Genomic DNA, 25,565 nt, shown 5'->3' with positions numbered 1-25,565 from the left:
CAAATATCTAGGGATCATTCAGAATTAGTTGCATTGATAAGTCGTATTTTCCATTGCTTCAATGATCGTCATTCATCCTTCTCCTCTCCCTCACAACGCGAACCCAAAGCCTGTATTATTCTTGTTCAATCGAAACAGGCAAATGATGGATACTACCGCTATCGGGATGAACACAATAAGTAGTAATCCCCACGAAACAGCGGATTCGCCACTGCTACTGGCAATCGTCGGTGCAAAATCAATCAGAAAGTGCAAAAGTACTGCCCAGATAATTCCGTTACTTCGAATCCGAAGAACCGAGAATACAAATCCTAAGACAGTCGCATAGAAAATCTGTTGCAGTGTTGCGTCCAAAGACTGTGTGGTCAAATTGGGAAAATGCAGCAAGCCGAAAAGGAGTGACGATAGAACCGATGCCCAAACCAAGGAAAAGGCACTTTTTTCGAAGACTTTCAAAAACGCTGAAAAGACCAGCACTCTCACCAGAAATTCCTCAAAGATGCCTGCCGAAGCTGCACTAAGAAAAGAGGTAATTAATAGATCAAAATCACTGCTCAAAAGAGTGCCGATATTCGTAGAAACATCAATCACTACCAGCAAGAACAGAACCATCATCACTCCTAATATCGCGAGCCAAATGTTGGTGGTTCGATCGGACCTTATTTTCATCCTAGATACCTTCGTTGTTCTGACAATTCCGTAACAAATGATTGCAATCCCTGCACTTATCCCAAAAAGTATGAGCCAACTCAAAACAGCCTGTTCCTTCAATGGAAAGAGTTGAGTAAGTCCCGTGCCGATTAAGAAAAGAACATACAAAACGATCACCATCGACAGTTCAAAAACAGTTTTTTTCCTTCTCATAGACATTCACTTCCCTTCTTAGCAGTAAGAGCAAAGAAACCTTCTTCCCTGTTGTTGGGCTGCTTTGCTCTTAACGTACTTCTTCAATACTCGTCGTTCTCTTAGCTGTAGTCCGAAGCATAAATCACTGTGGAACTGAAAAAGTATTGTATGCTAGATGTTTATCAATGCTTCTATTCATACCTCAGCGAACTAATCGGGTCTAATCTCGCTGCCCGTCTTGCGGGTAACGTCCCAGCTAAAAAGGCGATCAACATGATTATCAAGACCACGCCACCGATAGACAGCATAGAAAATTGCACAAGTTTGAAACCATCTAAACCAGTTAAGAAAGATGTTGTAGCTAAGTCATTGATAATTTTACTCACACCTACTGCCGCGAGTACGCCTAAGAGCGATCCGAAGAATCCAATTAACGCTGCTTCTACACTAAATATCGTGAAGACTTTGCCGCTACTCAGACCCATCGCCTTCATCAGCCCAATCTCTCTTGTCCGTTCCTGCACGGACATATAGAGCGTATTGATAATCCCGAAGCTTGCCGCAAGTAAGGCAATCGCGCCGAACATCGTTAGAACTCCTGTAATCGCATTGATAATATTACGGATCATCTCGATCTCATCTTCCGTCGTTGCCCCTGAAAAATCATTGTCACTCAATTCTTTTTTCAGACACTTCTCCTCAGACTTACTAATGCCCTTATCCATCATGGCTGTCAGCGCACCATATTGATGCTGCATAGTGTCCGGCAGCCCACGCTCATTAATCTCAACGACCTTATCACTCATCGCTTTACTAATGATGGAAGTACCTCCTTGAACGATACTCGGATTCCGTACACCAACAATCTTCGCTTCAATAATTTCTTGTTCTCCATTTGCCTGTGCACTCACCCTCACCTTGACTGTCTTGCCAACAGCGCTCTTAGCAGATGAATAGCCCAGACTCTTTAAATACTCCTGTGCCAAATTAATCTCATAGGCGTCACCTTTCGTAGCAACTTGTCGTCCTCTTTCTAAGTCAACATGAACATCACTCGGCGGTCTTGCCGTTAAAAGAAATTTTTTGCCGTTTTTTCCCTCAATATAGTCAGTAGTCAAATTTGGGTACGCCTCAACCTTATCGATTCCGTCCATTTTTTTGATTTTTTCAATATCCTTATCCGATAAAGAGACTAACTCATTCGCTTTTTTCTTCGGATTGAACTTCTTCGGCTTTGCTTTTGCACTGAGACCGAGGCCACCGCCTGCTCCCGATGGTTGGATGGCCATTTGTTCCTTCGCACCTATGCCGCTAATTTGTTTATTCATGTAATTTGTTGCCCCAGTTTTAACCCCTGTAGTTAAGGAAATCGTAAACGCCCCAATAAAAATGGCGATAATCGTTAATAGTGTACGTCCTTTGTTCCGTAATAAATTCGCACAAGCTGAACCCAACACATCTTTTACTTTCATCTACTGCACTCCCTCTAAAATTACGCCGTCTTTGATCCGAATCTGACGATCACATCTTTCCGCCAAGTCATCATCATGGGTCACTACGATCAATGTGATTCCCTTTTCTTTATTCAAATCAAACAACAGCTTCTCGATCTTATCACCGGTGTTTGAATCTAGATTTCCTGTGGGTTCATCCGCAAACAAAATTTGTGGATTGTTTACCAAGGCTCGCGCGATACAAACACGCTGCTTCTGTCCCCCTGATAAATCGCTCGCTTTGTTTGTACTCTTATCATCTAGCTCTACTGCTCGTAGCGCATTCATTGCTAGTTTCTTCCGTTTTGCGCCAGATACTCCAGCGATTTTTAGTGGCAGCATCACATTGTTTAATACTGTATCCTTCGCATTCATGAAGAACTGTTGAAATACAAATCCAAATCGGTCATTTCGAATGTGATTCAATTCTGATTTCTTGATCGTTCCGACACCTTGCTGATTCAGCAAGACCGTACCTGAGGTTGGTTGATCCAATAATGCTAGAATGTGCATCAAGGTTGACTTCCCCGAACCACTCTTTCCAATAATCGCTACTGATTCCCCCGCCTCAATGGTCAAGTTGATATTTTTTAACGCCTCGAATCTGGTGTCTCCACGTCCATAGGTTTTTTCTAAATTTACTGCCTCAATAACTGACATATGTTTCCTCTTCTCTTTTTTCTAATTTTCTACAATATTGCATCATTTACGACTTAGCTAAATTGTACCAACCAATGCTTTCTTGAAAATGTTTTGAACATTATCTCAACATTAATCTCCTTCTCTCTCTTTTCGAATACGCTACTATACCTTATATTGTGTATAACATAGTAATAGTCGGCATCCGTCCGAAGATGTATCTTCCTTCAGACGGATGCCCTATTTGTTCGTTCAAAAAATGGACGTTCTAGGCTTCTTCTTCTTGGCTCAAAATCGTATTGGATGCATTCATCGACTGAAATAATCTTAAAAGATGCCCAAGCTCTTCTTTATCAATACGAGAAAAATTTTCTCTTAGAAAATCCTGTTGCTCCTGTACCAGCTGCTGAAAGAACTCGGCTCCCACGTCTGTCAAATGGATTCGCCGCTCTCTTTTATCATGAGCGCATACCACACTTTTCACGCAGTCGTATTGCTTCAAGACGGTCAGTGCTTGACGCGTTTTTCGAATCGGCATCCCTGTTTGTCTAACAATGTCAAGTACAGACACACCCGCATCGACAGCTCGCTCGATCTCCTGCAGCACCATATATTGTTCAACGGATATGCCACTTTCTCTTGGATGGCTTAATCTATGATACGTTGTAAAGAACAGACGATAGACCTCTTCACGCAACTGATTTTCAGTCATATTCTGTTTATCCATAATTCACCTAACAAAAGCTTCATTTGATTATTTTATTTTTAACATCAGTGATCTTTTCCTGAGATAGCCTCAGAAAATTTTTTGCAAAAGGATATGTTTGGTACTAGCGAACTGAATGACCAAGAGATATTAATTCTTTCGGTCATCCTGATCGTCCTCGATGATAGAGTTGACTCGATTAAATACACTGGTTAAGTCCCTTAAGCATGGCTGGTGGGAAGAATGCTCAAAGATGGTCAGGTCTTTCTTTGGCGCATCCAGATCGTTCATGAAGTCTCGGACCTGTGATACTGGAATGACTCGGTCATATCGCCCACTAAGAAAATAAATCGGAATAGCCACTTTTTTAACCATTGAAGGAATATCTATTTCTTTCACTTCATCAGCCAATTTTGAATTGTCCATCGACAATTCTGGCCCTTTAATCATGGTTGCATAGATTTCCACTAGAGAATAATCCGGAGAAAATAGTAACGGCTTTAAGTAAGCACTCATTTCCGTTTTCATTTCTTTTTTCCCTAGTGTTTGATTCATAATTTCAGAATATTCTTTATCCTCTTTTTTGTTATACGGTGGTGCTCCTAGTTCCTTTAGCCTTTTTTGGTCCTGCTCCGAAAACTTCAAATGCTCTTGGTCAGGATCATCAATAGCTCCAGATAGCCAATCGTAGACGATCCTCTCACCCTTCTTCGGATTTACTACTTGTGCATACGAAAAATAGGAATGATATAATTGCGGTTCTTGTGAAACTGCCAATAGCCCAGGAATCGTCCCCCATGAGACACCCATCAAGTATATTTTCTCTTGTTTGAATTCTTTTCTTAGATAATTCGTTAAAGTAATCGTGTCTGCGACCATTTGATCAATGGTCAAATCACTCGCTTTCGCATCTGCGTATGATTTTCCCGCTCCTCGTTGATCCCAATAAACCGCCGTAATGTCCTTGGTAGCCTTCGTATAAGCCCCACGCGAACTTACACCAAATGGAATAGGCATTCCAGGTCCGCCATGCAAGAAGAGTACAACCGGTGTATCCTTTTTCTGTCCCTCAATAGCGATGTGTTGTTTCATGCCATTGATTTTCACTTCACGATGTTCACTAATCCCACCTTTATTTACAATTTCAGTGTTGGTTGAACGAACACTATGCTTCTTAACCTCTCTATATCCCAACAACCCCAGAACAAATACAGCTAATAGAATTAGCAAAACTAATAAAACTTTTAAAATCATCCGCTTCATTTTTTCCTCCATCTTGGTGTAACTGGATTAGCTACACAGTTTATTTCCCAGCTAATTGTACGCTAGGAAGTTTTCTGGAATGTCTCGTGAACATTAACTGAATATTAACTGTCAAAGAGGAGCTACGTCTGACGAACCAATGCTCACTTTTCGCCAAGTACTAGCCAATATTGTAATAATCCCCAAAACTTCCATAACTCCCCTTGATCAACACCTGCTAATCTCTCGTTTAAAAAATCCACCTGTTCCTGCGCCATCTGGTCAAAAGTCTTCTTGTGCATGGACGTGTTTTCCTGATTGGCAAACACAGCTGGTGGCGCTCCTTACGGCACTAGCTATGGCTTTCACAACTTCTTGCAGCATCATATATACTGCCCCATCTAACCGATGGTATGTTGTGAAGAACAGACATTAGACTTCTTCATACAGCTGTTTTCCGCAAACTCCTGACTATCCATTCTTCACCTAGTGTTATTATTGTCTTGCATCATTCTTATGGCTGGCCTGCCACCCTTCACTATTCAAATTATTTTTCCAATAATGCATTCTCAACAGCTTTAATCAGTGTCTTGCTACTTTGCGTGGCGCCACTGACTGTATCTACATCCAACGATTGTTTGTTTACGATATCGGATAAAACGGCTTTCCCTTTTTTCCCCAATCCCGTTTGATGTTCCAATAGCTTGATGTCCTCGATTTTTCCGTCCCTCACATTGACTGACATGCGAACCTTCACAGGCGTTACAGCTGCTGACCCTGTATGCACCCCATCCGCAACCTTAGATAGATCGACTTCCACTATTTCTATTTTCGATACTGCCCATTTCGAATACAAGTATGCGCCGCCATAAATACAGACACCTATCGTGATTAGTGTCGCTAAAACAATGATTATTCTTTTTCGTGCCTTCTTCATCATTCGTTGCCCTCCATCTTCTATTTATAACCATATTCTAGCGACGTCATTTTGCCATCAAAGTAGACAGAATCGCCAGCTTTGTAATGCCAAATTGCTTTGAGATGTCTTGGATGTCGCATCCCATTTTCAGAAGTATAATCCGAAAAAAGTGCACTCCACGGTGCTTTTACTCGATTGCCAGATGAATCGATTGAGACCCTATCATTTGTGGTAAACTTATCCAATTCCCCATTTTCGTTAAAATAGAACATTCCTTTTACTTCGTAGCCAGAATAGTTCAAGGTTCCCTCAAGTGTTCGGTCATCGATTTCCTTCCAGGTAATGAATAGCTGAAGCGCAGCTGTCGGTACTAGCAAGCTCTCTGATAAATAAGTCACTAAACTTCCTGTATAAAACTCTTCACCAGATTCATCAAAAAGAGTCAAATGCTTTCCTAATACCCCTTTCATTGAACCTTTTTCGTTGAAATACGAATCAATCCCCTGAAACGGAATGCCGTAAAACTTCGTATCAATAAATGCTAAAACATTCGGATGGAATCCCGCATTTACTCTTTCGTATGTAGTTTTCAAAGGTTTTTGCTTGGTATTCAAGACAAAATCAACATCCTTGTACTTCGCCAAAGAGTAGGACATTTTGGGCTTATCAATAAAGCCGCAAACACTAAAATACTTTCTTAATGCCTCTGGGTACTTCTTCAATTCATTCTCAGAAAACTTTCCTGGTGAACGAGGCTTTTCGTTTTCAAGAAGTCGTTCCTTATTTTGTGCAAACTCATTTTTCACCGGTGAATAGCTGATACTCTCGTAAATAACGAATACACCTATAATCACAAGTAACAGTCCAATAAATATTCGCATTTTCTTCTTCATAGCTCCTCCAAAAGTAGTAAGTGATCGTTCTGATAAGAAACAACTCTTCAATATAGGTAACTAGTTACCTATAAAAAATCATATCATAGGGTATCTCTGTTCGATATCAGCCGAAAGACCTATTTTATAAAAAGAGAAGTTACCCGAATAAAAAGGAGATGCCCACATTCCTTGGTCATCTCACTTTATTCAATTATTTGTGTATGATTCCCCGCTGGATTCATTTATATGAACATCTCTTTTTCAATACTCTCATTGGAGAAATGATATCCCTTGCCCCAGACTGTCGTGATAGATTCCTCAAAACCTGCACACTCCAACTTATCCTTGAGCCTTTTAATTAGGACGGATAATTGGGATAAGTGAGAATTGTTCGGTGCTTCTCCCCATAGATGATTACAGAGCGCCTCTCTGGATACGACTTTTTCTTTGGCATTCACAAGACATTGCAGTGTCGCCCATTCTCGCTTCGAGAGACTACGCGAGACGAGCTGAGCAGCGCTCTTCTCTTCGTTCTCTTTTCGGTACAGAAAGACAATGTTCGACGTATCCTTTTGATAATCGGCTAAGCTGATCGAAAGCTTCTCTCGCAGCTGATCAATTGATTCATCCGTCAATAGCCACTCATGAATCCCCAACTCTGACAGTAGCTCCTTGTCCTTAGCGGTTGGCTCCTCCGCATACTTTCGGACGACCACCTGCTTCTTTGAACAAAGCTGTGGTAACAGAACCTCGATCTCATGATCCGAGAGGGTCTCACTAAGGATAATCATCTGATAGTTCAATAACGCCTGTTTCCGGTCCTGTTCGTTCATGTGTCCATGCTTTAGAAAGTTCAATACCTCTACTGAACAAAAGACTTCATAATCCAATAGCTGCAAGACCTCCTGCAGTCGCTGCTCTACCAATAAATTCTTGGTTAATATCAATATTGGTCGCATTCCTTCACCGTCCTCTTTCCTCATTCTTCTTATCGTTTCTTTCATCTAAATATTTCCTAAAATTCTCAGCTGTTCTTGAATGTCAAAGTACAGATAGATCGACAGGACAATACAGATGCCTGCAATCAGTAACAGTGCCCCATTCAACAACAGCCCTTTCCTTCGCCCGGTCTTCTTCTTTGCCAGCTCCATGTCCTTGAACAAGAAGGCAAAGAACGCGATCAAGGCAATCCCAGCGATTACTGCGAGGATAATCATCCAGCTGTAGCGTTCCATTCATCTTCATCCCTTCAATAGCAGTGAGAAGGACGGAGTTGAAGCCCTTCTCACTGTTCATACTTCTTTGATCCTCTAAGGAAGATCATCCATCAGCCAGACAAGTTTCCCTTCATAGCTATCCCCTCGACGGCCAATACCGCCGGGGATGACGAGCTTGATTTCACTACGATCCATGATACTTCTAAAGCGCCTTTGTCCATACGTAGGATCTATAGTCTTGAACAAGTTCACACTCGTCTCACCATCTGCGGGTAATTCAATGGGTGTCCCCCCATTACTGATCCCCAGTGTCGAATTGAACTTACTACTGTTCGCAGGGTTCCATGTCGCACCATCATCCTCGGTTTCGACCAGCTGCTTATCGATTACGATCTTACTACCTGGCAAGGTATAATTCGCATCCGCCGTTGATTTTAGCTTCTCCATCTTGGCACTCAACGTCCAGTTCTGATTCACATCGATATTCTCAAAGTCTACAAACGCCTCACCTGTCGGCTCTGTCAACGGATGGGTCGAGTTACTCTCTGAATACTCCACCGTGCCAAAGTCAAAATTTGATGCTTCGTTGATGTAGAAGCCAGCAGCCCTAGATTGAGTAGTAAATCCTGATACATTAGACACTGGCGATTCGCCACCTTGATTGATGACACTGTATTTCACAGCATAATAAGTATTCTCCGTCAAACCTAGAATCTTGAAGTTGACTTTTTTTGTTCCTATCTCGATAGCTGAAGCTGAGTCTAATCGTGGCCCCGACCCGCCAACTGATAGCGTGTCCCAGCTCGTACCGCCATCCGTACTAATTTGTACCTTCACTCGATTCGGATGTGCTGCTACTTGAGCAGGCTTTCCCTCTGCGGCTTGATAGCTCATTCCAGTAAATTCCGCTGTTGCTTCAAATTTGGAGAGCGGAACTGCTAAGTTCGGAGTAGGTAGATTGCGTTCTATCTCATTCGTTGTATAGAATTTCTTAGCGAATTCGCGATCTATCCAGTCATCCCCTTCATAATTTTTGAAAGAGACCCAGCCGGTATATCTTGTTCCTGGGGTAAGACCGGTTAGCTTCCTGCCTTCGTAAGTTTTCGCAACATCGTTATGATTCAGATCATCCACTGGTAAAGCCCAATCTTTATCTCCTCCATCATTGTTATAAGACTCCGTAGCTACGCGCCCCTGATTCGGTACTGAATAGATTTCTCCAGTATAAGATCCTGGATTCATCTCGATCGAATTTGGCGTTGCTGTATTTTGATCAACAGTCGGCGGACTTAGAATCGGCCGAACCGCTCTGGTCGTGAACTTGTCTGATCCTTGAAGAGCTGTCCACACCACGTTTTCGGTCTTCCCTTTTACTCGAACCTCGTACTCTTTCTTTGCTTTCAGCTGAGTTACTTTGAATATGATCTTCTTACTGCCTTCATCTATTCGTGAAGTTTCCAATTTAGGTTCACCAGCAGGAGCATTAGGCTTCGCTATTTTCCATGTACCACCGGCTTCTTTTACTTCTACAGATATTTCTTTTGGATGCGCTTTAGCCAATGCTTCTGGCGCGAACTCTTCTGCAGCTTTATAGGTCAGCTCAAAAGAAGCTGTCGCAGAGGTCTCTGTCAAACCAATACCCAGTTCTGCGGGTTTATTCGAATTACTAAATCCATTCAATTCGTTGGGCGTAACAAAATACCCCATGCCCGACCATGGACCATAATCACTCTCAGTAAGATCAGTCGTTGTTTTACCCCATTTTTTTAACCTTAAATTAACACCATACTTAGTCCCCGCTTTTAAGCCAGTAATAGTATAGCCAGTATATAGGCTGCTAGTAACGATGGAGCCTAACTCTGTGGTTAAGGTCGTCCAGCTCGAAGAATCAGCACCAACTTTTAGATTTAGTTGGCCTTGGTTTTTGCTTGCATCACCGGTGTATCTTCCATGGTTCATTTGGATTTCTGTAGTCTTTGCATCGCTTTGCTCAAGAGTTGGCGTATCTGCCTTAGGATCAGTAGCCTTAGTCGTGAACAACTCTGATTCTTGAAACTCTGTCCATACTACGCCTTCTGTCTTAGCGGCTACTCGAACCATGTAGTTGGTTCTTGACTTCAACTGCGTGATCTTGAAACTAATTTTCTGGTTCGCTTTATCGATAGTTGATGTCTCTAGCTTTGGTTCTCCAGCAGAAGCAGTAGTCTTCACTTCACTCCACACGTTGCCACCGTCTGTTGATACTTGGACAAAGATCATATTAGGATGCGCTTTTCCTGATGCTGCTGTCGTGCCATTAGCCGCTTCATAAGAAGTCGAAAAAGATGCTTCCGCAGAGGTAGTAGTATCTCCGACAGTCGTGGAGTCGGGATTATTGCTATTTGTAAAATCACCAAGCTTGTTCGCCGTAACAAAGCTAGCATACGCCGAGCTTTCACCATAGTCAGTATCTGCGGTTTGTGTTTTTTCCCGTCCCCATTTCTTCAGATACACATGCGCCCCATACTTTGTTCCGGGCGTTAGACCCGTGATCTCATAACTACCATATTTCCCATTCCCACCGTGGTTGGTCGGAAGTTCGGTTGTTTTCGTCTCCCATTTCCATTCCGTTCCTGATGTGACATGTCCAGATTGAAGAGTCAGCTTCCCTTGGTCTCGGCTCACATTCCCTTTATATTTTCCTTCTTTCAGTTTTATCGAGGTGGCGGTTGCTATGGCTTGCTCAAATTCTATCAGTTTTGCTTTTGCTGGATCGTCTGAGTTGTGTATTACGGGCGAAATTCCTTCGGTCTTAAAGCTATATTCTTTCCACTCAGAATACTCGCCATTATTCAATCTGTAACGCATTGTATAGCTCTCTGCTGCATCTAGATTTTTAAAGGAAAAAGTTATCTTTCCATCTGAAGGGAAAGCGATAGCTGATCTATCTACTGACGTCCAACTACCACTTCCCTTCTTAAGTACTACCTCCGCACCGCCATCATCAAGTCGCTTAGGTCGTGCTTGTGCCTCTCCATTTCCCATATTGAAAGTAGATTCAAGTTTCACCTCTGCATTAATTGCTGTGGTCGGGGTATTCTTCTCTGTTACGCTAATCTCATTTAGAGAGACAGGGGTAACGAGCGTATCATTTATAGGGGACAGCCCCCCTTCTGTGTACGCTCCTATTGCATTTTTCAACCTGACACGCGCCTCATATTTCGTTCCCGGTTCGAGATTGTTTAGCAAGCGATTGTTTGGGTCAGTTCCTGTTCCATACTCCCCGTTCCTTTTTTTCTCATGAATTAGATTACTTCTGACGGTATCCCAGGTTCCTCCATATTTTCTCAGTAGATACTCTCCATCGTTTTCGTTTTGGGAAATATCTCCCCAATACTTACCCTTTTTCAGCCTAATAGCAGTAGGCGATACTACATCGACTGTTGGTGTGGAAACATTATAGATCTCTTGGTATCCTGTCGTTATTACTCTGCCATATGTCCCCATAAGGTACCATTGCTCATTTGCTACTCTTTGATACAAACAATGCGCATAATACTTTCTCCCAGGAGCAAGTCCAGTAGCCTTGCCTAGTCCATTAGCCCATGAACCACTATGACTACTACCACCATCATTAGCGAAGTCAGAAGCAATATAGAATAGATTCGCTGAGATAAGGTCATTAGGTAGTGATGGGCATACGCTTTCTGTGGATACAAAAACTGCAAGACCGCCTTTAGGTGAAGCATCCCAGTTTTCCTCAGTGGAATCGTATCGACCTCGCCAACCAAGTGAAAAGTCAAAACTAGTATTAGTAATGCTACTGATATCGATCGTCATTGAAGGCTGCGTAGAATCTGTGCCTATTGTGTAGGAGCCTTGCCCATCTCCAGCAACAATAGTCGAACGTAAAAGTGGGTTTCCACTCCTCAATGTTGGAACATCTCTGGTATCACTTGTCAGTTCTAATATTTTTTGTATGGGGGCAGGAGGCAAGACTACTGGATTTGCATCTCTATTGGGCATACTTACGGTTGGAGTATCAGAAGCATCCCTAGTCGATTGAATTGATTCCTCAGTGGCAGTCTCTGATGAATCTTTTGACGATTCTCGTGAGTCTATGGTTGTCTCTTTCAGACAAACTTCTTCCTCTGAATCCGTATCCTCTTCTAAAGTACTCTCCATCGTCACCCGCTCCACTTCTTCCACTGGAAAATGTCCCTTATGCTTTTCTTTCTTCCTTGGCTTCCCATCCACCAACGCTGTCACGTCATAATCTGCGACGATCCGATACTCAGTATCTGATGAGTCTATTTGACTTGATAAATCAAAGTCCAAGGACTCTTCATTAAGCAGATATTCCCGTTCCTGTTCTAACGAAAATGCCTTGACCGCTTCCCAAGTATCGCCGTTCTTTTGTTGGAGGTTCAGTGCTTTTAGTTCAGTTTGAGAAGTAGCTTCACCACCAGCTTTGATTTTTCCTTTGAGGGTCAATTGGTCGGCTACTATCTTTTTTTCTTCTATAGTAATAGACGGATGTGGTGACGTTGCTTCCTTAGTGTCTTTTAAAAGTCTATCCTCATAGTTTTGCTCCACGGTGACTTCTTCTGGACTTACTTCTGGCGCTTCTTCCGAACTTACCTCAGGTACAGAGGACGAAGTTGCTTCCACAGGCGCACTGGAAGTGGTCGGACTAGTGGTGCTGGTCGCTGGTTCTTCTGACGTTATCGTTCTCGCTATTACCAGACTTGGTGCCAATGCGCTCAGTAACAGACTCGCTGCGAGTAAGCCGTGTAAGATTTTTTTATTGTTTCTCTTCATCTGCTTTCTCCCACCTTCTCGTTAATAAGAACGCTATCAGCGCGATCAATACTGCCAGATAGCCTAGCTGTGCCAGCACCGCTTGATACTCCTCCCCTGTAGAAGGCAGCCGTTTGTTAGACAAGGGTGTCACACCAAAGCCACTGGCCTTTTTCGTTACAGGTAATACGCCACTGCCACCATCATCGGCTGGCGGTTGTTTTTCCGGATCAGCAGTAAAGGTCACTGCGACCCCGGTCTCCATCGAATCGGCATGAACCGATGAAGGCATCCAAGCCATTCCCCACAGAAGTCCTGTGAAGACCAGTGACTTGGCTAATTTTTTGTACATAAGTCCACCTTCCTCGTAATATATATTTTGAAGAAACTTTCATTCCTTCAATCGCCCTTAGGGGCTATTCCTAATATGTTTAAATAAAATAACGATTACTACTTGGATACTGTAGGATATTCCTGAATAATAAGTCTTGGAAAGGACTTACGGGAAGACGCTATCACCTTCTGCAGTTTTACTGCGACAGAAAGTCTGTGACCCGAACCGTTGGTATAACCTCCAACACACTAGCTGAGTCCATTGACCTCTACCAATCCTAGTAGAGATTGGGTGGCTTAGAGGTTTAATGAATGAAACTCTATTATGCGAGGCTGTCGTTAGACAACGTGATTCTGGGATATCCCACAGTACCCAAGCAATTTCCGAATAATCAATGAAAGGAGGTCCTTCCACATGAAACTATTTGTCGGTTTAGACGTTAGTTCTGAAAAATTAGATGCTTGCTTTATGACAGACGATTCAACTTGCTCTGTTTTAAAAGAAGCATCTTATGGAAATAGTCAACTTGGCGCAAGCCAGATCAAAGAATACATTCTCGAATTTTCTCAAAAATTTGAGATAGAGAGCTTAGTGATTGGAATGGAGGCCACATCTTTATATAGCTTTCATCCAGCTATGTTTTTTAAAGAAGATCTTGAGTTAAATCAATTGAACCTTATGGTTTCAGTTGAACAACCAAATAAAATTAAAAAGTATCGTGATATTTTTGAAGAAAACAAAAACGATCAAATTGATGCTTTTTATATCGCTGACTATTTTCGCATCCAAAGGCAAGTCAACTCCATCATTAAAGAGGAAGAATACCTTGCCCTCCAACACTTAACTAGAACGCGTTATCAGCTAATTAAACAGCTGGTTCGTACAAAGCAACACTTTATCGAAAACATTTATTATAAATGCAACACGCTTTCTAAAGAACTAAAAGCAGAAGGTGGATCCGTTTTAAGTGCCACATTAGTAACTCTAATGACGGAAGATTACACAATGGACCAACTTGCCGAACTGTCATTAGAAGAGTTTGCGAACCTAATTCAAAAACTAGGGAAGTATCGTTTTAAAAATCCCGAAGGAATTGCAAAGGCAATTTCTAAAGCCATACGTAGTTCCTACCGGTTAGGAAAAGTCCATCAGGACTCTGTAGATATTGTTTTGGGTGTTCTAGCCAAAGAAATTCGTAGTCTTGAAAAGTTAATTAAAGACTTAGACAAAGCCATTGACGATTTAGTCGTTGTGCTACCTGAATATCAATGTTTAACCAGTATTCCAGGAATCGGTCCTGTTTATGCTGCGGGTATACTCGCTGAAATTGGCCCTATCAATCGCTTTTCAGATGAAAGCAAATTGGCTAAATATGCCGGTTTATATTGGCGACAGAACCAATCAGGTAACTCTGAGTATGAAAATACTCCTATGGCCAAACGAGGCAATCGTTATCTCCGTTATTATCTAGTTGAAGCCACCAACTCCGTAAGGAGATACGAGCCTGAGTACCATGCGTATTATAAGAAAAAATACGCTGAAACACCCAAGCATAAACACAAACGAGCCATCGTACTAACCGCAAGAAAATTTACGCGTCTGGTGGATACGCTACTACGTAACCATCAACTCTATATGCCACCAAGGAGCGTGATAGATAAATAACAGTATGTTATTGACGCTAATCCTTGGAAGTACCCGAAAAAATTTTTAATTTTGGTCGGGTTTAGTTCAGTGCGCTTCAAAAATTAACTACCTTTAAAAATCTTTTGAAAAATTATCTTGACTTATTACCACTAGACTTTCTATGAACTTAGCTTGTTTCCCAGCGTTTTCTGCGAACATAGAGTGTGCCAATAACGACTAATGTCACAACGCCTAATAAAATGACCACTATTGGTACCCATTTCGGATACGTCAGAGTGTACGAAGCTTCTTCATTGATCTTCTTCGCCTGTTCCTCGCCAATGGTGAATTCCTTCTCCCACTTCCAAGATTCATTCTTAGAAGTCGCTCTCACCGATAGGACATAGGTGCCTGGTTGGATCGGATCCAGTCCCCAATTCGTCGCAAAGTCAAACTGAGAATTCGGTGCCATTCGCATATCATTAGTTGTCCGTTTCCGCAGAACCTCCGCACTGCCCTTTTCCCGAAGCTTCGTCTCAACAGAGAAATCATCGAGAATTTTTGGCTCTGGGTTTTGTAGCCGTGCTTGGATGACCCGCTTTCCCTGGTGAACCGTTGGCTTGACCTTTAGGAAGTTGAGTGATTTGGCAGTGGAGTAGTCAAAATCTTCATTTTCTTCTTCAGTGACGACTAAGCCCACTCGATAGCCAAAGGAAGAAGAGATTCCTGCTTTCTTCCCTTTCTCTTCACTTTTCATGATACATATCGCCGCTGCTTTGATCCCTTTGAAAGAATTCGCAGGTGGCTTCAAGGTAATCGTGACTTCCTTCGTTTCAAAATTCTTCACTGTTACCTTTTTATCTGATACAGTGGTCATTTCCTCTAGAGAATGATTCAACGTTTTATCTCTTTTGAAGTTGTTTCCGTCGTAATCAATCTGTCCATTTTGACTCGTGTAGGCATTTTTCACACGAACAGTCACTGTGTGTGGTTCTTTGCTAGTGCTTCGAATCTTCACTTTCAACTGTTGCTCTTTTTTAGGAGTCACTTTTATAAAGAAGAAACCTTTCATTGGATCCACTTGATTCTCTGGAATTTCTGGAGAAACCGTAAAACCTGTTCCTTCATCCTTCTCCTGCTTTTTCGCTTGGGGAATCTCCTTTTTCCCAACAGAAGGTTCCGTTGAATCCCCATACACTATCCCGGAAAAAAAGATATTTGTTAGTATTGATAGCAGAAGCAACAGACATTTCCACTTTGTTAATTTTACTTTCATAGCAAACTCCTTAATTAACGAAGGAGAAGAGAAAAAACATCTCTTCTCCCTTTCAAAATAATCCGAATTAAATTGTATCGCTTAACGACCAAGTAACAACGCCTTCGAATGTTTTATCGGCGAAACTAGCTGGGGCATCATTCACACTTAACATCATGGTGTTGATTGGAACTGCAAATCCTTGACGAGCACCTGCAGTAGATGAGGCAACGACTTCAGAAGCGCCAGCCAAATCTAAGTCAATCGTAGCCGGAGTAGTATGACGAGCAACTGTGACTGCTGTAGCTCCCGGACTAACTGTCCCTGGATGCAATGGTGAGGATGAAGGTCCAGGAATCCAATCTCTTACATCACCTGATGTATCTAAACGGATGCTACCATTTGAAGTTGTTAACGTATTATCTGTACTTGTTAATTCAGAGGCACTTACACTCAAAGACCAATCTGTGTCAGCATTAGTACGATCATCAACTAATTTGACAAACCCACTACCCGTTGGTGTAATCGTAGCTGTTTGTACACCACTTGTCGCTGCAGCCATTTCTCCAAAATCACTAAAACCGGGTACAGCTCTCAATTCTAATGTACTTGGAGTTGGAGGTTGAATAATGTTATCTCCATTGAAATAGACCGTTGTACCTGTCTCCATATCATTCGCAAACGCGCTCACACTCCCTAACGCCGCAACCCCTAACATCGATAGACTTGCTACACTGACTAATACTTTTCCTTTTAAACCTTTCATTTGTTGTTCTCTCCCTTTTCTCTTATATTTCTAAAAAACGACCTATTAGATAGGAAGTTGTTTTAGCAGGTTTCAGTGATTGTCAAAAAAATCTCTCCTATCCCAACACCTTGTTGAAATTTACTTCCTTTGAGAACTTGATTAATTAACTTACATAAAATCAGAGAAGTGTTATAATTACTCAGTGAGATTTTTTTGAATCATTCAAAACATTTCTTGTTTTAAGCAAAAATAGGATAGTGAAAAAAAAGCCCGGTACGATACGGCTATGGATCCCTGACGGGTTTGATTGACTATTATCTGTAGAATGATACTCTTTATAAAATAACGCGCACTGAAAATTGATCGATTCTGTTACCAATGATTTTTTTGAATAATTGATTCTAGTGAAAAAAGTAAAATGGCGTACTCTACAGGTTAATAGTTGGCGCTTACATCAAAAAAACAAAAAAGACTTCACCTAAAGTCCTCTTTCATTGATTTTGAAAAGGAATTTAAGGAAGGCTTATTTTTCTAATCAAGCTATCTTTTCTATTGCATGAACAGCTAAAACTCGTTCTTTCAGCATTGAATCAGAATAGACATCCAAAGTCATCTTAGTAGAAGAATGTCCTAACAGCGCACTTACAGAAGGTACACTAATATTGGCTTCTAAACAACGCGTAGCAAAAGTATGTCGGAGTTGATGAAAATGAATACCTTCAACTTTTGCCAGTTTTCGTATTTTATGAAAGTGATAGGTTAATAGTCGTGGTTCACAACCCTTTTCTCCCACAGAAAAGACAAAGGGACTGACACTACTCTTTTTCAGCTTCAGTAATATCTCCTTTGTACTTTGATTCATTGGAATAATACGATGGGAAGCGAGACTCTTTACTGCGTCATAGTACAAACAAGACTTCCCGTTTGTTTCTATAGCTAGACGGTGACATGTTTGAGTCACATGAATGATCTCCTGTTGAAAATCGATATTCTTCCAAGTTAATGCAGCTATCTCACCAATTCTCATACCTGTGTTCAACCCAAGAATGACAGCTTGTCCTTTATCATTATTCATTGTATTAACAGCCTTAACTAAGGCTTGCTGCTGTTCCAAAGTAAGCGCACGAACTTTTTTTGGTGTACTCTTTGGTAACTGAACTCCTTCACATGGATTTCTTGTAATTAATCCTTTTTGTAGTGCTCGTCTTAGCGTTTGACTTAAAAGGCGAGCAATAACTTTGATACTACTCGGTGAAAGATCGTCTTCTTGGAGGTGGGTAATCAGTTCATGGATCGTATCAATATTCAACTGATAAAGAGAAAAATGACCCAGAAATGGGATTAGGTACTTATTGATTTTGTAATTGTAGTCGGAAAAAGTAGAAGCTTTTATTGTTCCTTTAACTTCCATTTTCCATTCGTTGATCCATTCTTCATAGTTCATCAAGCTTTTTCCATACAACAAAACCATTTTTTCAGATGCTTGCCGTAATGGGATCAATTTTCTGTTCACTTCTTCATAACTTTTTCCATACACATAGCCATATTTCAGACGCCCATTGTTTTTTCTACCTTTGACGTAGCGTCCTTCCCAACGACCGTCTTTTCTTAAATAAATATTTTTTCCTTTACTGATTGTCTCGCACATAAAATAACCACTCTTTCAATTTGACTTGACGGGCAAAGCTGACGGCTCAGGAAAATTTATTAAAAATAGTTTGAATTAATCGATTTTTAGAACTATTCGCGTATTAACTAAAAAAACAAAATTAATTCTAAATTATTATTGCATTTACCAATCAAGTATTTTATAATTTGTAATGAAATCAGAAACATAATGAGAATTAGAAAAGAATACTAGTTATTTAAAAGGTATTTAACTTATTTTTGCTTAAAATAAGTTAAATTTTTTATTTCAAAAGCATAATTTATTTACTTTTCCAATTAGAATGAAATCATTACACCGCTAGGAACTCCTTAGCTTTTTTTCTTTGTCTCACTAAGTACTTCTGTTTTCTTTTTTCATCTACTTTTGAAACCTTTCTTTACTCGTTAAAATTGATCGCTTATGGAGTATTGAGAAAATGCGCCATACCTTGACCCTGTTAAGCCGAATGCAAGTACTGCTAAAATGACACACAAGTCATCATAGTAATTCTTCTTGTGCTGATAGTTTAGAACTTTTGTAAAATCGGCAAAAAAAATAAGCATCGCTTAAGAAAGCGCTTACAATGGTATATATTTACTTTTCGAGAGGATCCTAAGTGTTGCACTAAGAATCTCCATTCGAAATTCTTAAAAAATCAACTTTTTCTATTTAAACAAACTTGGAATGAAATCTTACGAAATCTGTTAATCACTTGGATACTCTTTTCCAAATACTAAGAAAAAGGGGAGAACCTCTATTCTGCCTATTTGGGTTCTCCAAAAAGATTTTCTCAGTCAGCATCATTTTCATTTCCAATTATTGATACTCTCAAAAAAAGTGAGTCTTTTGTTCCTTGTTTCCTTTGATACGCACTCAAGTAGAAATTGTAATAGTATCTAATTACATAGTTTCCGTACTATGAGTATACTTTTTCAGCTATCAGAAGATAGTAAGGTACACAGTAGTTATTAATCAAAAAAATGAAAACACTTTGAATATTTGTATTTCCGCTTGATTCTTTTTTACATTGTTAATTCAAATTGTTTAGTATAAGGTGACTCGCTCTCAGTTAACTTAAGCATATATCCATGTTTTTTCACTATTAACTTTGTTATTGCAAGACCCAATCCGCTACTTTGACCCACTTTTTGTAACTCCGAATTAGCTGTAAATGGCTCGAAAATTCGTTTTCTGTCTTCTAATGCAATATCATTCCCATTATCAGCAAATAGGATAGTCGTTTCATTTTTCCCTTCTAATACTTCAACTAGAATATGTGTGCCTTCTGGATTATGTTTACATGCATTTGATATCAGATTGTTGAATACCCGTTTCATTTCAACGTCATCGCATTTTTGAATAAAGGGTTTGGACGGTATTTCAACAGTTAATTGAATCTTTCGTTCTTCAATTAAGTCGTAATTTTCTGCCAATGATTCTCTCAATAAGCTTGCAACATCATTATTTTTCATTTGTAGCTCAAAATCAGAAGAATTGAGTTTTGAGTATTGAAACTGTAGCTCTAAAAGCTCATTAGCATAAATAGCCTTTTTATAGATGATGCCTGTTAATCTCTTTATATCTTCAGAATCAGTTACTAATTCTTGTTGTATAGCTTTAGAAAATCCCACAATACTAGTCAGAGGTGTTTTCAAATCATGGGAGATATTTGCGAAAAGAAAACTTTGTCGTTTAACATTTCTCTCCGATTCTTCTTTAATCCTCTTTGTAACACCAAAATAGAACAAAAATGAAACAAGAATTACTACGAGTCCTTCTAATACCGGATAAAGAATCAACGCTAAAATCATGTTGCTTTCGCTAGAAATGGACTCTGAATACCGAGTAAAAAAGCTATCAATAACGGATAGGATTATTGAGCTCAAAAGAAAGGAAACTACGAATAGTCTTACAATTGAATTTCTAAGCTTTTTCATTTGATCGCTCCATTCGATAGCCTAATCCACGAATCGTTTTGATATTTTCAGGACCAATTTTTTCTCTAAGTTTACTCATTAAGACACGTAATCTGTTGTCATCAACAAAACAATCTTTCCAGCCAAATTGATATATTTGGTCTTTCGTGAAGACCCTACCAGGATTTTCCATGAAATTCTTTAACACTCTAAATTCAGTAGCTGATAAATCAAAAGTTTCATTATTTTTATTAGTCACTTTACACGAATGAAGATGCAATATAAGATGATTGACTTCGACAAACTCCTCTTCAGTACTTTTTTCGATTGCTTTCCGCCCTTCAATATCTTGTATTCTTCTAAATAGAACTTTTACTCTTGCAGCAACTTCCATCGGATCAAAAGGTTTTGTAACATAATCATCTGCGCCAAGCTCCAATCCAAAGATTTTATCAGAGGAATCAATGCATGCTGAAATAACAAGGATGGGCATATTCTTTTCTTCTCGAATTTTTTTGATTAGCTCAAACCCATTAATATTTGGCATAATGATATCAACAATTACCATGTCATAATCATTGTCTTCAAGCTTTTCTAATGCTTTCATCCCATCAAATGCCTCATGAACTATGCACTTCTCTGTCTCTAGATAAAGCTTCAATAATTCTATAATTTCTATCTCGTCATCAACGACTAGTATTTTTTTCATTGTTATCACCTCTAAATGTCTAATTAAGAATTATTATATAGCAAGCACATAAAAAAATGATAGGCAAATAAACTAACTAAACAGCAATAGCCGTTGATCCGAACTTTATCCCTCCTGTTCTCGTTAAATTTCTCTTACAGTATAACTAACAATTATTTCCTGAATACTAGTTCAACATTAGCTGAACATTAATTCACAATTTTATTATTATTACAACTCCATTGTTTATTTAAAAAGTTGTTGCCATTGGTTGATCCACCTTCAAACAATAAGGTTTGATATACATAATAGTGATCAGAAAAAGTTTTACACAATCCTGATTCCATGAAATAAAAATTGTTATATAACCCTAGATTATTCATACGTCATACACTCCTCCTTGATAATTCCTTTCAACTGATGAGTGATTTCTGCTTTTTCACCCAATGGGCGCCAAAGAAACACTTCTTGTCCTATGCTATCGTTGAATCGTCTAATCTATTTCTTTCTTAAGTTTCTTCAGAAGCCAAAAACAATTTAAAAGATTTATAGAACAGAGTTTCTAGTACTCCATCCACCTAGAAATTAAAGTCATATTTTTGGTATAATCTGGTAAAAAAGGATGGAACAGGTTATGGCAAGATATAAAGTAACTTTGACCGATGATGAACGCAAGCTATTAAAAAAAATGATTCAATCTGGAGATAAAGGCTATCGCATTCGACACGCTCAAATCTTGCTTAAATTAGATTGTTATCCCACCAATGATTGGACGTATAAAGATATTCAAAAAGCATATGGCGCTTCTACCGCGACTATTGCAGGTGTCGCAAAACGTTTTGTGACAGAGGGATTAGAAGCTGCTCTAGGACGGAAAAAGCAAGAAAATCGTCATCGGAAAATAACCGGAGAAATCGAAGCACAAATTTGTCGAATCGCTTGTTCCAAAGCTCCAGAAGGGCATTCACATTGGACCATGCAAGCAATCGCTGATGAGCTTATTCGCTTGGAACTCGTGGATTACGTAACAGATAGCACTATTTGTAATGTGATGAAAAAAACGAAATTAAGCCGTGGCTCGTAAAAGAATGGTGTATCCCTAAAGCTGGAGCGGAGTTTGTTTCAAAAATGGAAGACATTCTCGATGTTTATCAACGCTCGTATGACCCACTATTACCGGTTGTCTGTATTGACGAGACAAGCAGGCAATTAATCAAGCAAACGCGAGTTCCCGGATTACTCGGTAAACCCGAACACGTTGATTATGAATATGAAAGAAACGGGACAGCCAATGTTTTTATGATATTTGAACCACTCGGTGGAAGACGAGAGACCATCGTGTCTGAACATCGAAAAGCAATCGATTTTGCTCATGTACTCAAACATACATCGGATACTCTTTATCCAATGGCAGAAAAAATAATTCTTGTAACAGACAATTTGAACACTCATACACCAACATCACTTTATAAGACATTTCCACCGGAAGAAGCGCATCGATTAGTTAATCGATTTGAATGGCACTATACGCCAAAGCATGGCAGTTGGTTAGACATGGCAGAAATCGAGATCGGTATTTTGAGTCGACAAGCCCTTGCGAAACCATTACCAGACTTAGAAAAGTTTCGGAAACAAGTTAGAATTTGGACAATTAAGCGAAATAGTGAAGCAGTGAAAGCAAATTGGCAGTTCACAACGCCAGATGCACGAATCAAATTAAAAAAGCTCTATCCTTCACTGTCATTTTGACTTTAATTGATAGAGGGTATTTTTTTGGTTCTTTTCATCGTTGTGTTGCTAGTGTTAGAATGGTAGTAAAAATGAGGGGGTGATTTAAGTGATTACAGTAGGCGTACTGGAGTTGCCAAAAATTGAAGTTCTCAATATGGTCTTAGAAAACTCTGTTTATTATATAATGGTTGAATGAAATCCGAAAAGTCACCTATTTGTAAAAGTCACCTGTGCAGAGGTAATTGATAGTGATTCTTATTCTTGCTTAGCACTGGCATTAAAAATTACTTTTTGTCATTCGATTGACTGATAGAATCTCTTTTTAAATTTGAGAAAATCCTCAAAATCTTTCAAAATATGATACAGTCGTGCCTTATTGATAAATTCCTGTTTTGATGATGGAACATATTCTTCCTGTAGTTCAACGATTAACTCAGATAAATAATCGATTTGTTCACTAAAAAAAAATGGATCTTCGATATGTTTTTTTATCTCATTAACAAATAAACTGATGATATGAATTGCTTCCTTATTATTCCTGACATTCTTAATCTCGTAATGGAGATTATGTAACAATCCGCATTGCTGCAAACGCATTTCAAAATAGCCAACAAAGTAATCATCCTTTATCGGTAAACGATTCTGTTGATACTTAACGGCAGTTTTTGTTAATTCCATTAGATCACCTTCAAGTTGAATGATCTCATCCCATATATCACTTTTGTTTTCAGTTTCTTTTATGTATTTAACCATCTTTTCAAAGATATCAATAAACCTTCTTTCGATGATTTTTTTTGATTTTTCTAAAAATTTCTTCTGTCGAGAATAATCTTGAAACTGATTAACAATCATAGCAATTGCTAGGCCAATTAATAATAAATATAATTCATTCAATAGATCATGTAGGGTGATGCTATCACGAAACATCAAATGTGTTATTGACACAGCGTTAACAGATAACGTCGATAATACATTCTTAAAACTAAATATAAAGGTGATAATTGTCAAAACGATTCCAAAGGTAAACCAATGATTTCCAAAAAAGAAGTGAAAAACTAGCGTGAAAAGCATTGTGATTAAAAAAGTACTTATCCGATTAATTCCTAACTGAATGGTTTCAGTCTTTGTAGATGCTAAAGTAAGTAGAGTGATGATTCCAGCCGAAGACGAGAACTCTAAAGAGAAAAATTCTGCGAATAATATAGCAAGAGAGCTGCCGATTCCTGTTCTCAAAGCATGCATTTTACAGTAATCTAGATTTATTTTAGGAATGAATTCCATCTTCCTCTCCTTTTTTTGCTCGATTTACATAACAGGTGAAATTTCCTAAAGTAGGTAAACAGCTACCTCAAAAAATTAAAATCTCGATTTTCGAAGATAGCTGTTTCTATAACGACATTGCACATAATTAACTAAAGAATGCCAATAATACTCCTGCTGCTACCGCAGAACCTATTACACCTGCAACATTTGGTCCCATTGCGTGCATCAACAAGTAATTATTGGGATTTTCCTGTTGTCCTACTTTTTGTACAACACGTGCAGCCATGGGAACTGCTGAAACTCCTGCAGCACCAATCATAGGATTGATTTTTCCACCAGAAAGCTTATACATTACTTTTCCCAATAAGACGCCAGAAGCTGTTCCAACTGCAAATGCTAATAGTCCTAAAATAATGATTTTTAAAGTAACTGGTGAAAGGAATAGATCGCCATTCGCTTTTGCCCCAACAGTCACTCCCAAAAGAATGGTTACGATATACATCATCGAGTTCGTCAAAGTTTCCGTTAGTTTAGGTACGATGCGAATCTCTTTAATCAGATTACCTAGCATCAAACAACCAATCAAAGTAGTAGCGCTAGGTACGATTAAGCTGATGAAAATTGTAGTCACAATTGGAAAAAGAATTTTCTCGGTTTGTGAAACTGTTCGAGACTGAGTCATTTGAATTTTTCGTTCTTTTTCTGTTGTCAGTAAACGAATAATAGGTGGCTGAATGATTGGTACTAGCGCCATATAAGAATATGCAGCAAGCGCGATTGCTGATAACAAATGAGGAGCTAATCTTGTTGTAACAAAAATGGCTGTTGGACCATCAGCTCCACCAATAATTCCTACTGCTCCTGATTCTTGTGGTGTCATACCTAAGGCTGTTGCTAGGAAAAATGCGGCGAAAATACCAAACTGTGCCGCCCCGCCTAAAAGAATCGTTTTAGGATTAGCGATTAACGGCCCAAAGTCAGTTGATGCTCCTAAACAAAGGAAAATAAGAGGAGGATAAATCCCTAAGTTAGTACCTTGATACAAGTAATAAAACAATCCTCCAGGGTTATTCGCAGCTGCCTCACTCATCAAACCTGCTAACGGAAGGTTGACCAACAAGATTCCAAAAGCAATAGGTACCATTAAATAAGGCTCATATTCTTTCTTTATTCCCAAATACAAAAATACACAAGCTAATACAATCATAAATAAATTGTTGAATGATAGATTGGCAAATCCTGATGTTTCAATCATCTGCTGAAAAATTTCTAACATAGTATCCCTCCACTGTTATAACACAATCAGTAATTCACCTGATTCGACGGTTTGATTTGATTGAACAAGAATACTTGAAACAACTCCATCTATCGGTGAGACGATTTCATTTTCCATCTTCATCGCCTCTAAAATAACCAGAGTATCTCCGACGTTGACTGTATCTCCAGTCTTCACATTAACCGATAAAATGTTTCCTGCCATTGGTGCTGGTACTTCCTGTCCACTACTTGTAGCTATTGATGCTGGTGAAGCCTCACTTGAAGTTTTTGAAACTTGGGCAGCCTCTTCTTCTCCAATCTCTCGTAATGTCACTTTATATACTTCTCCATCTACACTGATTTCATATTGTTTCATTTGACCT

23 protein-coding genes are annotated in these 25,565 nt (G+C 39.5%); 3 read left to right on the top strand and 20 right to left on the bottom strand.

The genetic code is table 11. From position 1 onward, the window contains the following. Positions 1 to 90: 90 nt before the first annotated feature. From IGI52_RS02885 to IGI52_RS02830, 12 genes are all read right to left on the bottom strand, one after another. Positions 91 to 864, bottom strand: coding sequence for a CPBP family intramembrane glutamic endopeptidase (locus tag IGI52_RS02885; RefSeq protein ID WP_438780433.1), 774 nt, complete (start codon positions 862 to 864; stop codon positions 91 to 93). Between the two features lie 173 nt (positions 865 to 1,037). Then, positions 1,038 to 2,318, bottom strand: coding sequence for an ABC transporter permease (locus tag IGI52_RS02880; protein ID WP_438780432.1), 1,281 nt, complete (start codon positions 2,316 to 2,318; stop codon positions 1,038 to 1,040). Beyond that, a complete protein-coding gene (locus tag IGI52_RS02875) occupies positions 2,319 to 2,999 on the bottom strand; it encodes an ABC transporter ATP-binding protein (RefSeq protein ID WP_438780431.1) in 681 nt (226 codons plus the stop codon). It lies immediately after the preceding gene. 247 nt (positions 3,000 to 3,246) lie between these two features. After that, on the bottom strand, positions 3,247 to 3,705 hold the full coding sequence (locus IGI52_RS02870; RefSeq protein ID WP_438780430.1) for a MarR family winged helix-turn-helix transcriptional regulator: 459 nt from the start codon (positions 3,703 to 3,705) through the stop codon (positions 3,247 to 3,249). Positions 3,706 to 3,834: 129 nt separating this feature from the next. Then, positions 3,835 to 4,947 carry an alpha/beta fold hydrolase gene (locus IGI52_RS02865; protein WP_438780429.1) on the bottom strand — a complete coding sequence of 371 codons (1,113 nt, stop codon included), beginning with the start codon at positions 4,945 to 4,947 and terminating at the stop codon, positions 3,835 to 3,837. Positions 4,948 to 5,090: 143 nt separating this feature from the next. Then, positions 5,091 to 5,228, bottom strand: a complete 138-nt coding sequence (locus IGI52_RS02860) for a hypothetical protein (protein ID WP_438780428.1) — start codon at positions 5,226 to 5,228, stop codon at positions 5,091 to 5,093. 245 nt (positions 5,229 to 5,473) lie between these two features. Then, positions 5,474 to 5,866, bottom strand: a complete 393-nt coding sequence (locus tag IGI52_RS02855; RefSeq protein ID WP_438780427.1) for an FMN-binding protein — start codon at positions 5,864 to 5,866, stop codon at positions 5,474 to 5,476. Between the two features lie 17 nt (positions 5,867 to 5,883). Then, positions 5,884 to 6,738 carry a DUF6544 family protein gene (locus IGI52_RS02850; protein WP_438780426.1) on the bottom strand — a complete coding sequence of 285 codons (855 nt, stop codon included), beginning with the start codon at positions 6,736 to 6,738 and terminating at the stop codon, positions 5,884 to 5,886. A gap of 224 nt (positions 6,739 to 6,962) precedes the next feature. Next, positions 6,963 to 7,724 carry a winged helix-turn-helix domain-containing protein gene (locus IGI52_RS02845; RefSeq protein ID WP_438780425.1) on the bottom strand — a complete coding sequence of 254 codons (762 nt, stop codon included), beginning with the start codon at positions 7,722 to 7,724 and terminating at the stop codon, positions 6,963 to 6,965. Continuing rightward, entirely contained in the window at positions 7,725 to 7,955 is a 231-nt protein-coding gene (locus tag IGI52_RS02840) for a hypothetical protein (protein WP_438780424.1), read from the bottom strand. It abuts the gene before it with no gap. Positions 7,956 to 8,030: 75 nt separating this feature from the next. Then, a complete protein-coding gene (locus IGI52_RS02835; RefSeq protein WP_438780423.1) occupies positions 8,031 to 12,737 on the bottom strand; it encodes a hypothetical protein in 4,707 nt (1,568 codons plus the stop codon). Next, positions 12,721 to 13,068, bottom strand: coding sequence for an LPXTG cell wall anchor domain-containing protein (locus tag IGI52_RS02830; RefSeq protein WP_438780422.1), 348 nt, complete (start codon positions 13,066 to 13,068; stop codon positions 12,721 to 12,723). Before IGI52_RS02830 ends, IGI52_RS02835 begins: the two co-directional genes overlap by 17 nt. A 396-nt stretch (positions 13,069 to 13,464) precedes the next feature. Between IGI52_RS02830 and IGI52_RS02825 the strand changes: the two genes are divergently transcribed. Next, positions 13,465 to 14,715, top strand: a complete 1,251-nt coding sequence (locus IGI52_RS02825; protein ID WP_002346915.1) for an IS110 family transposase — start codon at positions 13,465 to 13,467, stop codon at positions 14,713 to 14,715. Between the two features lie 148 nt (positions 14,716 to 14,863). Here IGI52_RS02825 and IGI52_RS02820 read toward each other — a convergent pair whose 3' ends face one another. The 5 genes from IGI52_RS02820 to IGI52_RS02800 form a co-directional block, all read right to left on the bottom strand. After that, positions 14,864 to 15,952, bottom strand: coding sequence for a DUF916 and DUF3324 domain-containing protein (locus IGI52_RS02820; RefSeq protein ID WP_438780421.1), 1,089 nt, complete (start codon positions 15,950 to 15,952; stop codon positions 14,864 to 14,866). Between the two features lie 67 nt (positions 15,953 to 16,019). Continuing rightward, a complete protein-coding gene (locus tag IGI52_RS02815) occupies positions 16,020 to 16,697 on the bottom strand; it encodes a WxL domain-containing protein (protein WP_438780420.1) in 678 nt (225 codons plus the stop codon). 517 nt (positions 16,698 to 17,214) lie between these two features. Next, on the bottom strand, positions 17,215 to 18,327 hold the full coding sequence (locus IGI52_RS02810; RefSeq protein WP_438780419.1) for a tyrosine-type recombinase/integrase: 1,113 nt from the start codon (positions 18,325 to 18,327) through the stop codon (positions 17,215 to 17,217). A gap of 1,022 nt (positions 18,328 to 19,349) precedes the next feature. Continuing rightward, on the bottom strand, positions 19,350 to 20,264 hold the full coding sequence (locus IGI52_RS02805) for a sensor histidine kinase (protein ID WP_438780418.1): 915 nt from the start codon (positions 20,262 to 20,264) through the stop codon (positions 19,350 to 19,352). Then, positions 20,251 to 20,952 carry a response regulator transcription factor gene (locus IGI52_RS02800; RefSeq protein WP_438780417.1) on the bottom strand — a complete coding sequence of 234 codons (702 nt, stop codon included), beginning with the start codon at positions 20,950 to 20,952 and terminating at the stop codon, positions 20,251 to 20,253. The genes IGI52_RS02805 and IGI52_RS02800 overlap by 14 nt, the downstream gene beginning before the upstream one ends. Before the next feature lie 613 nt (positions 20,953 to 21,565). On the opposite strand from IGI52_RS02800, the gene IGI52_RS02795 reads away from it, so the two are divergent. Together IGI52_RS02795 and IGI52_RS02790 are read left to right on the top strand one after the other, a co-directional pair. Further along, the gene (locus tag IGI52_RS02795) at positions 21,566 to 22,015 is read left to right on the top strand and encodes a helix-turn-helix domain-containing protein (protein ID WP_438780416.1); all 450 of its coding nucleotides are present in this window, start codon (positions 21,566 to 21,568) and stop codon (positions 22,013 to 22,015) included. Then, positions 21,997 to 22,680, top strand: a complete 684-nt coding sequence (locus IGI52_RS02790; protein ID WP_438782221.1) for an IS630 family transposase — start codon at positions 21,997 to 21,999, stop codon at positions 22,678 to 22,680. Before IGI52_RS02795 ends, IGI52_RS02790 begins: the two co-directional genes overlap by 19 nt. A gap of 276 nt (positions 22,681 to 22,956) precedes the next feature. Here IGI52_RS02790 and IGI52_RS02785 read toward each other — a convergent pair whose 3' ends face one another. From IGI52_RS02785 to IGI52_RS02775, 3 genes are all read right to left on the bottom strand, one after another. Further along, entirely contained in the window at positions 22,957 to 23,943 is a 987-nt protein-coding gene (locus IGI52_RS02785; RefSeq protein ID WP_438780415.1) for an aromatic acid exporter family protein, read from the bottom strand. A gap of 127 nt (positions 23,944 to 24,070) precedes the next feature. After that, on the bottom strand, positions 24,071 to 25,201 hold the full coding sequence (locus IGI52_RS02780) for a sodium ion-translocating decarboxylase subunit beta (protein ID WP_438780414.1): 1,131 nt from the start codon (positions 25,199 to 25,201) through the stop codon (positions 24,071 to 24,073). A gap of 15 nt (positions 25,202 to 25,216) precedes the next feature. Then, on the bottom strand, positions 25,217 to 25,558 hold the full coding sequence (locus IGI52_RS02775; protein WP_438780413.1) for a biotin/lipoyl-containing protein: 342 nt from the start codon (positions 25,556 to 25,558) through the stop codon (positions 25,217 to 25,219). Positions 25,559 to 25,565 lie beyond the last annotated feature (7 nt).

It is taken from the genome of Enterococcus sp. DIV0187 (genome assembly GCF_051713785.1).
Taxonomy (GTDB): Bacteria; Bacillota; Bacilli; order Lactobacillales; family Enterococcaceae; genus Enterococcus_A; species Enterococcus_A avium.
This window is presented reverse-complemented; position numbering and strand designations above follow the sequence as displayed.

What these genes read in the sequence shown, in the direction of transcription:
- IGI52_RS02885 (WP_438780433.1), bottom strand. Translation starts at nt 864, where the DNA reads ATGAGAAGGAAAAAAACTGTTTTTGAACTGTCGATGGTGATCGTTTTG.
- IGI52_RS02880 (WP_438780432.1), bottom strand. Translation starts at nt 2,318, where the DNA reads ATGAAAGTAAAAGATGTGTTGGGTTCAGCTTGTGCGAATTTATTACGG.
- IGI52_RS02875 (WP_438780431.1), bottom strand. Translation starts at nt 2,999, where the DNA reads ATGTCAGTTATTGAGGCAGTAAATTTAGAAAAAACCTATGGACGTGGA.
- IGI52_RS02870 (WP_438780430.1), bottom strand. Translation starts at nt 3,705, where the DNA reads ATGGATAAACAGAATATGACTGAAAATCAGTTGCGTGAAGAGGTCTAT.
- IGI52_RS02865 (WP_438780429.1), bottom strand. Translation starts at nt 4,947, where the DNA reads ATGAAGCGGATGATTTTAAAAGTTTTATTAGTTTTGCTAATTCTATTA.
- IGI52_RS02860 (WP_438780428.1), bottom strand. Translation starts at nt 5,228, where the DNA reads ATGCACAAGAAGACTTTTGACCAGATGGCGCAGGAACAGGTGGATTTT.
- IGI52_RS02855 (WP_438780427.1), bottom strand. Translation starts at nt 5,866, where the DNA reads ATGATGAAGAAGGCACGAAAAAGAATAATCATTGTTTTAGCGACACTA.
- IGI52_RS02850 (WP_438780426.1), bottom strand. Translation starts at nt 6,738, where the DNA reads ATGAAGAAGAAAATGCGAATATTTATTGGACTGTTACTTGTGATTATA.
- IGI52_RS02845 (WP_438780425.1), bottom strand. Translation starts at nt 7,724, where the DNA reads ATGAAAGAAACGATAAGAAGAATGAGGAAAGAGGACGGTGAAGGAATG.
- IGI52_RS02840 (WP_438780424.1), bottom strand. Translation starts at nt 7,955, where the DNA reads ATGGAACGCTACAGCTGGATGATTATCCTCGCAGTAATCGCTGGGATT.
- IGI52_RS02835 (WP_438780423.1), bottom strand. Translation starts at nt 12,737, where the DNA reads ATGAAGAGAAACAATAAAAAAATCTTACACGGCTTACTCGCAGCGAGT.
- IGI52_RS02830 (WP_438780422.1), bottom strand. Translation starts at nt 13,068, where the DNA reads ATGTACAAAAAATTAGCCAAGTCACTGGTCTTCACAGGACTTCTGTGG.
- IGI52_RS02825 (WP_002346915.1), top strand. Translation starts at nt 13,465, where the DNA reads ATGAAACTATTTGTCGGTTTAGACGTTAGTTCTGAAAAATTAGATGCT.
- IGI52_RS02820 (WP_438780421.1), bottom strand. Translation starts at nt 15,952, where the DNA reads ATGAAAGTAAAATTAACAAAGTGGAAATGTCTGTTGCTTCTGCTATCA.
- IGI52_RS02815 (WP_438780420.1), bottom strand. Translation starts at nt 16,697, where the DNA reads ATGAAAGGTTTAAAAGGAAAAGTATTAGTCAGTGTAGCAAGTCTATCG.
- IGI52_RS02810 (WP_438780419.1), bottom strand. Translation starts at nt 18,327, where the DNA reads ATGTGCGAGACAATCAGTAAAGGAAAAAATATTTATTTAAGAAAAGAC.
- IGI52_RS02805 (WP_438780418.1), bottom strand. Translation starts at nt 20,264, where the DNA reads ATGAAAAAGCTTAGAAATTCAATTGTAAGACTATTCGTAGTTTCCTTT.
- IGI52_RS02800 (WP_438780417.1), bottom strand. Translation starts at nt 20,952, where the DNA reads ATGAAAAAAATACTAGTCGTTGATGACGAGATAGAAATTATAGAATTA.
- IGI52_RS02795 (WP_438780416.1), top strand. Translation starts at nt 21,566, where the DNA reads ATGGCAAGATATAAAGTAACTTTGACCGATGATGAACGCAAGCTATTA.
- IGI52_RS02785 (WP_438780415.1), bottom strand. Translation starts at nt 23,943, where the DNA reads ATGGAATTCATTCCTAAAATAAATCTAGATTACTGTAAAATGCATGCT.
- IGI52_RS02780 (WP_438780414.1), bottom strand. Translation starts at nt 25,201, where the DNA reads ATGTTAGAAATTTTTCAGCAGATGATTGAAACATCAGGATTTGCCAAT.
- IGI52_RS02775 (WP_438780413.1), bottom strand. Translation starts at nt 25,558, where the DNA reads ATGAAACAATATGAAATCAGTGTAGATGGAGAAGTATATAAAGTGACA.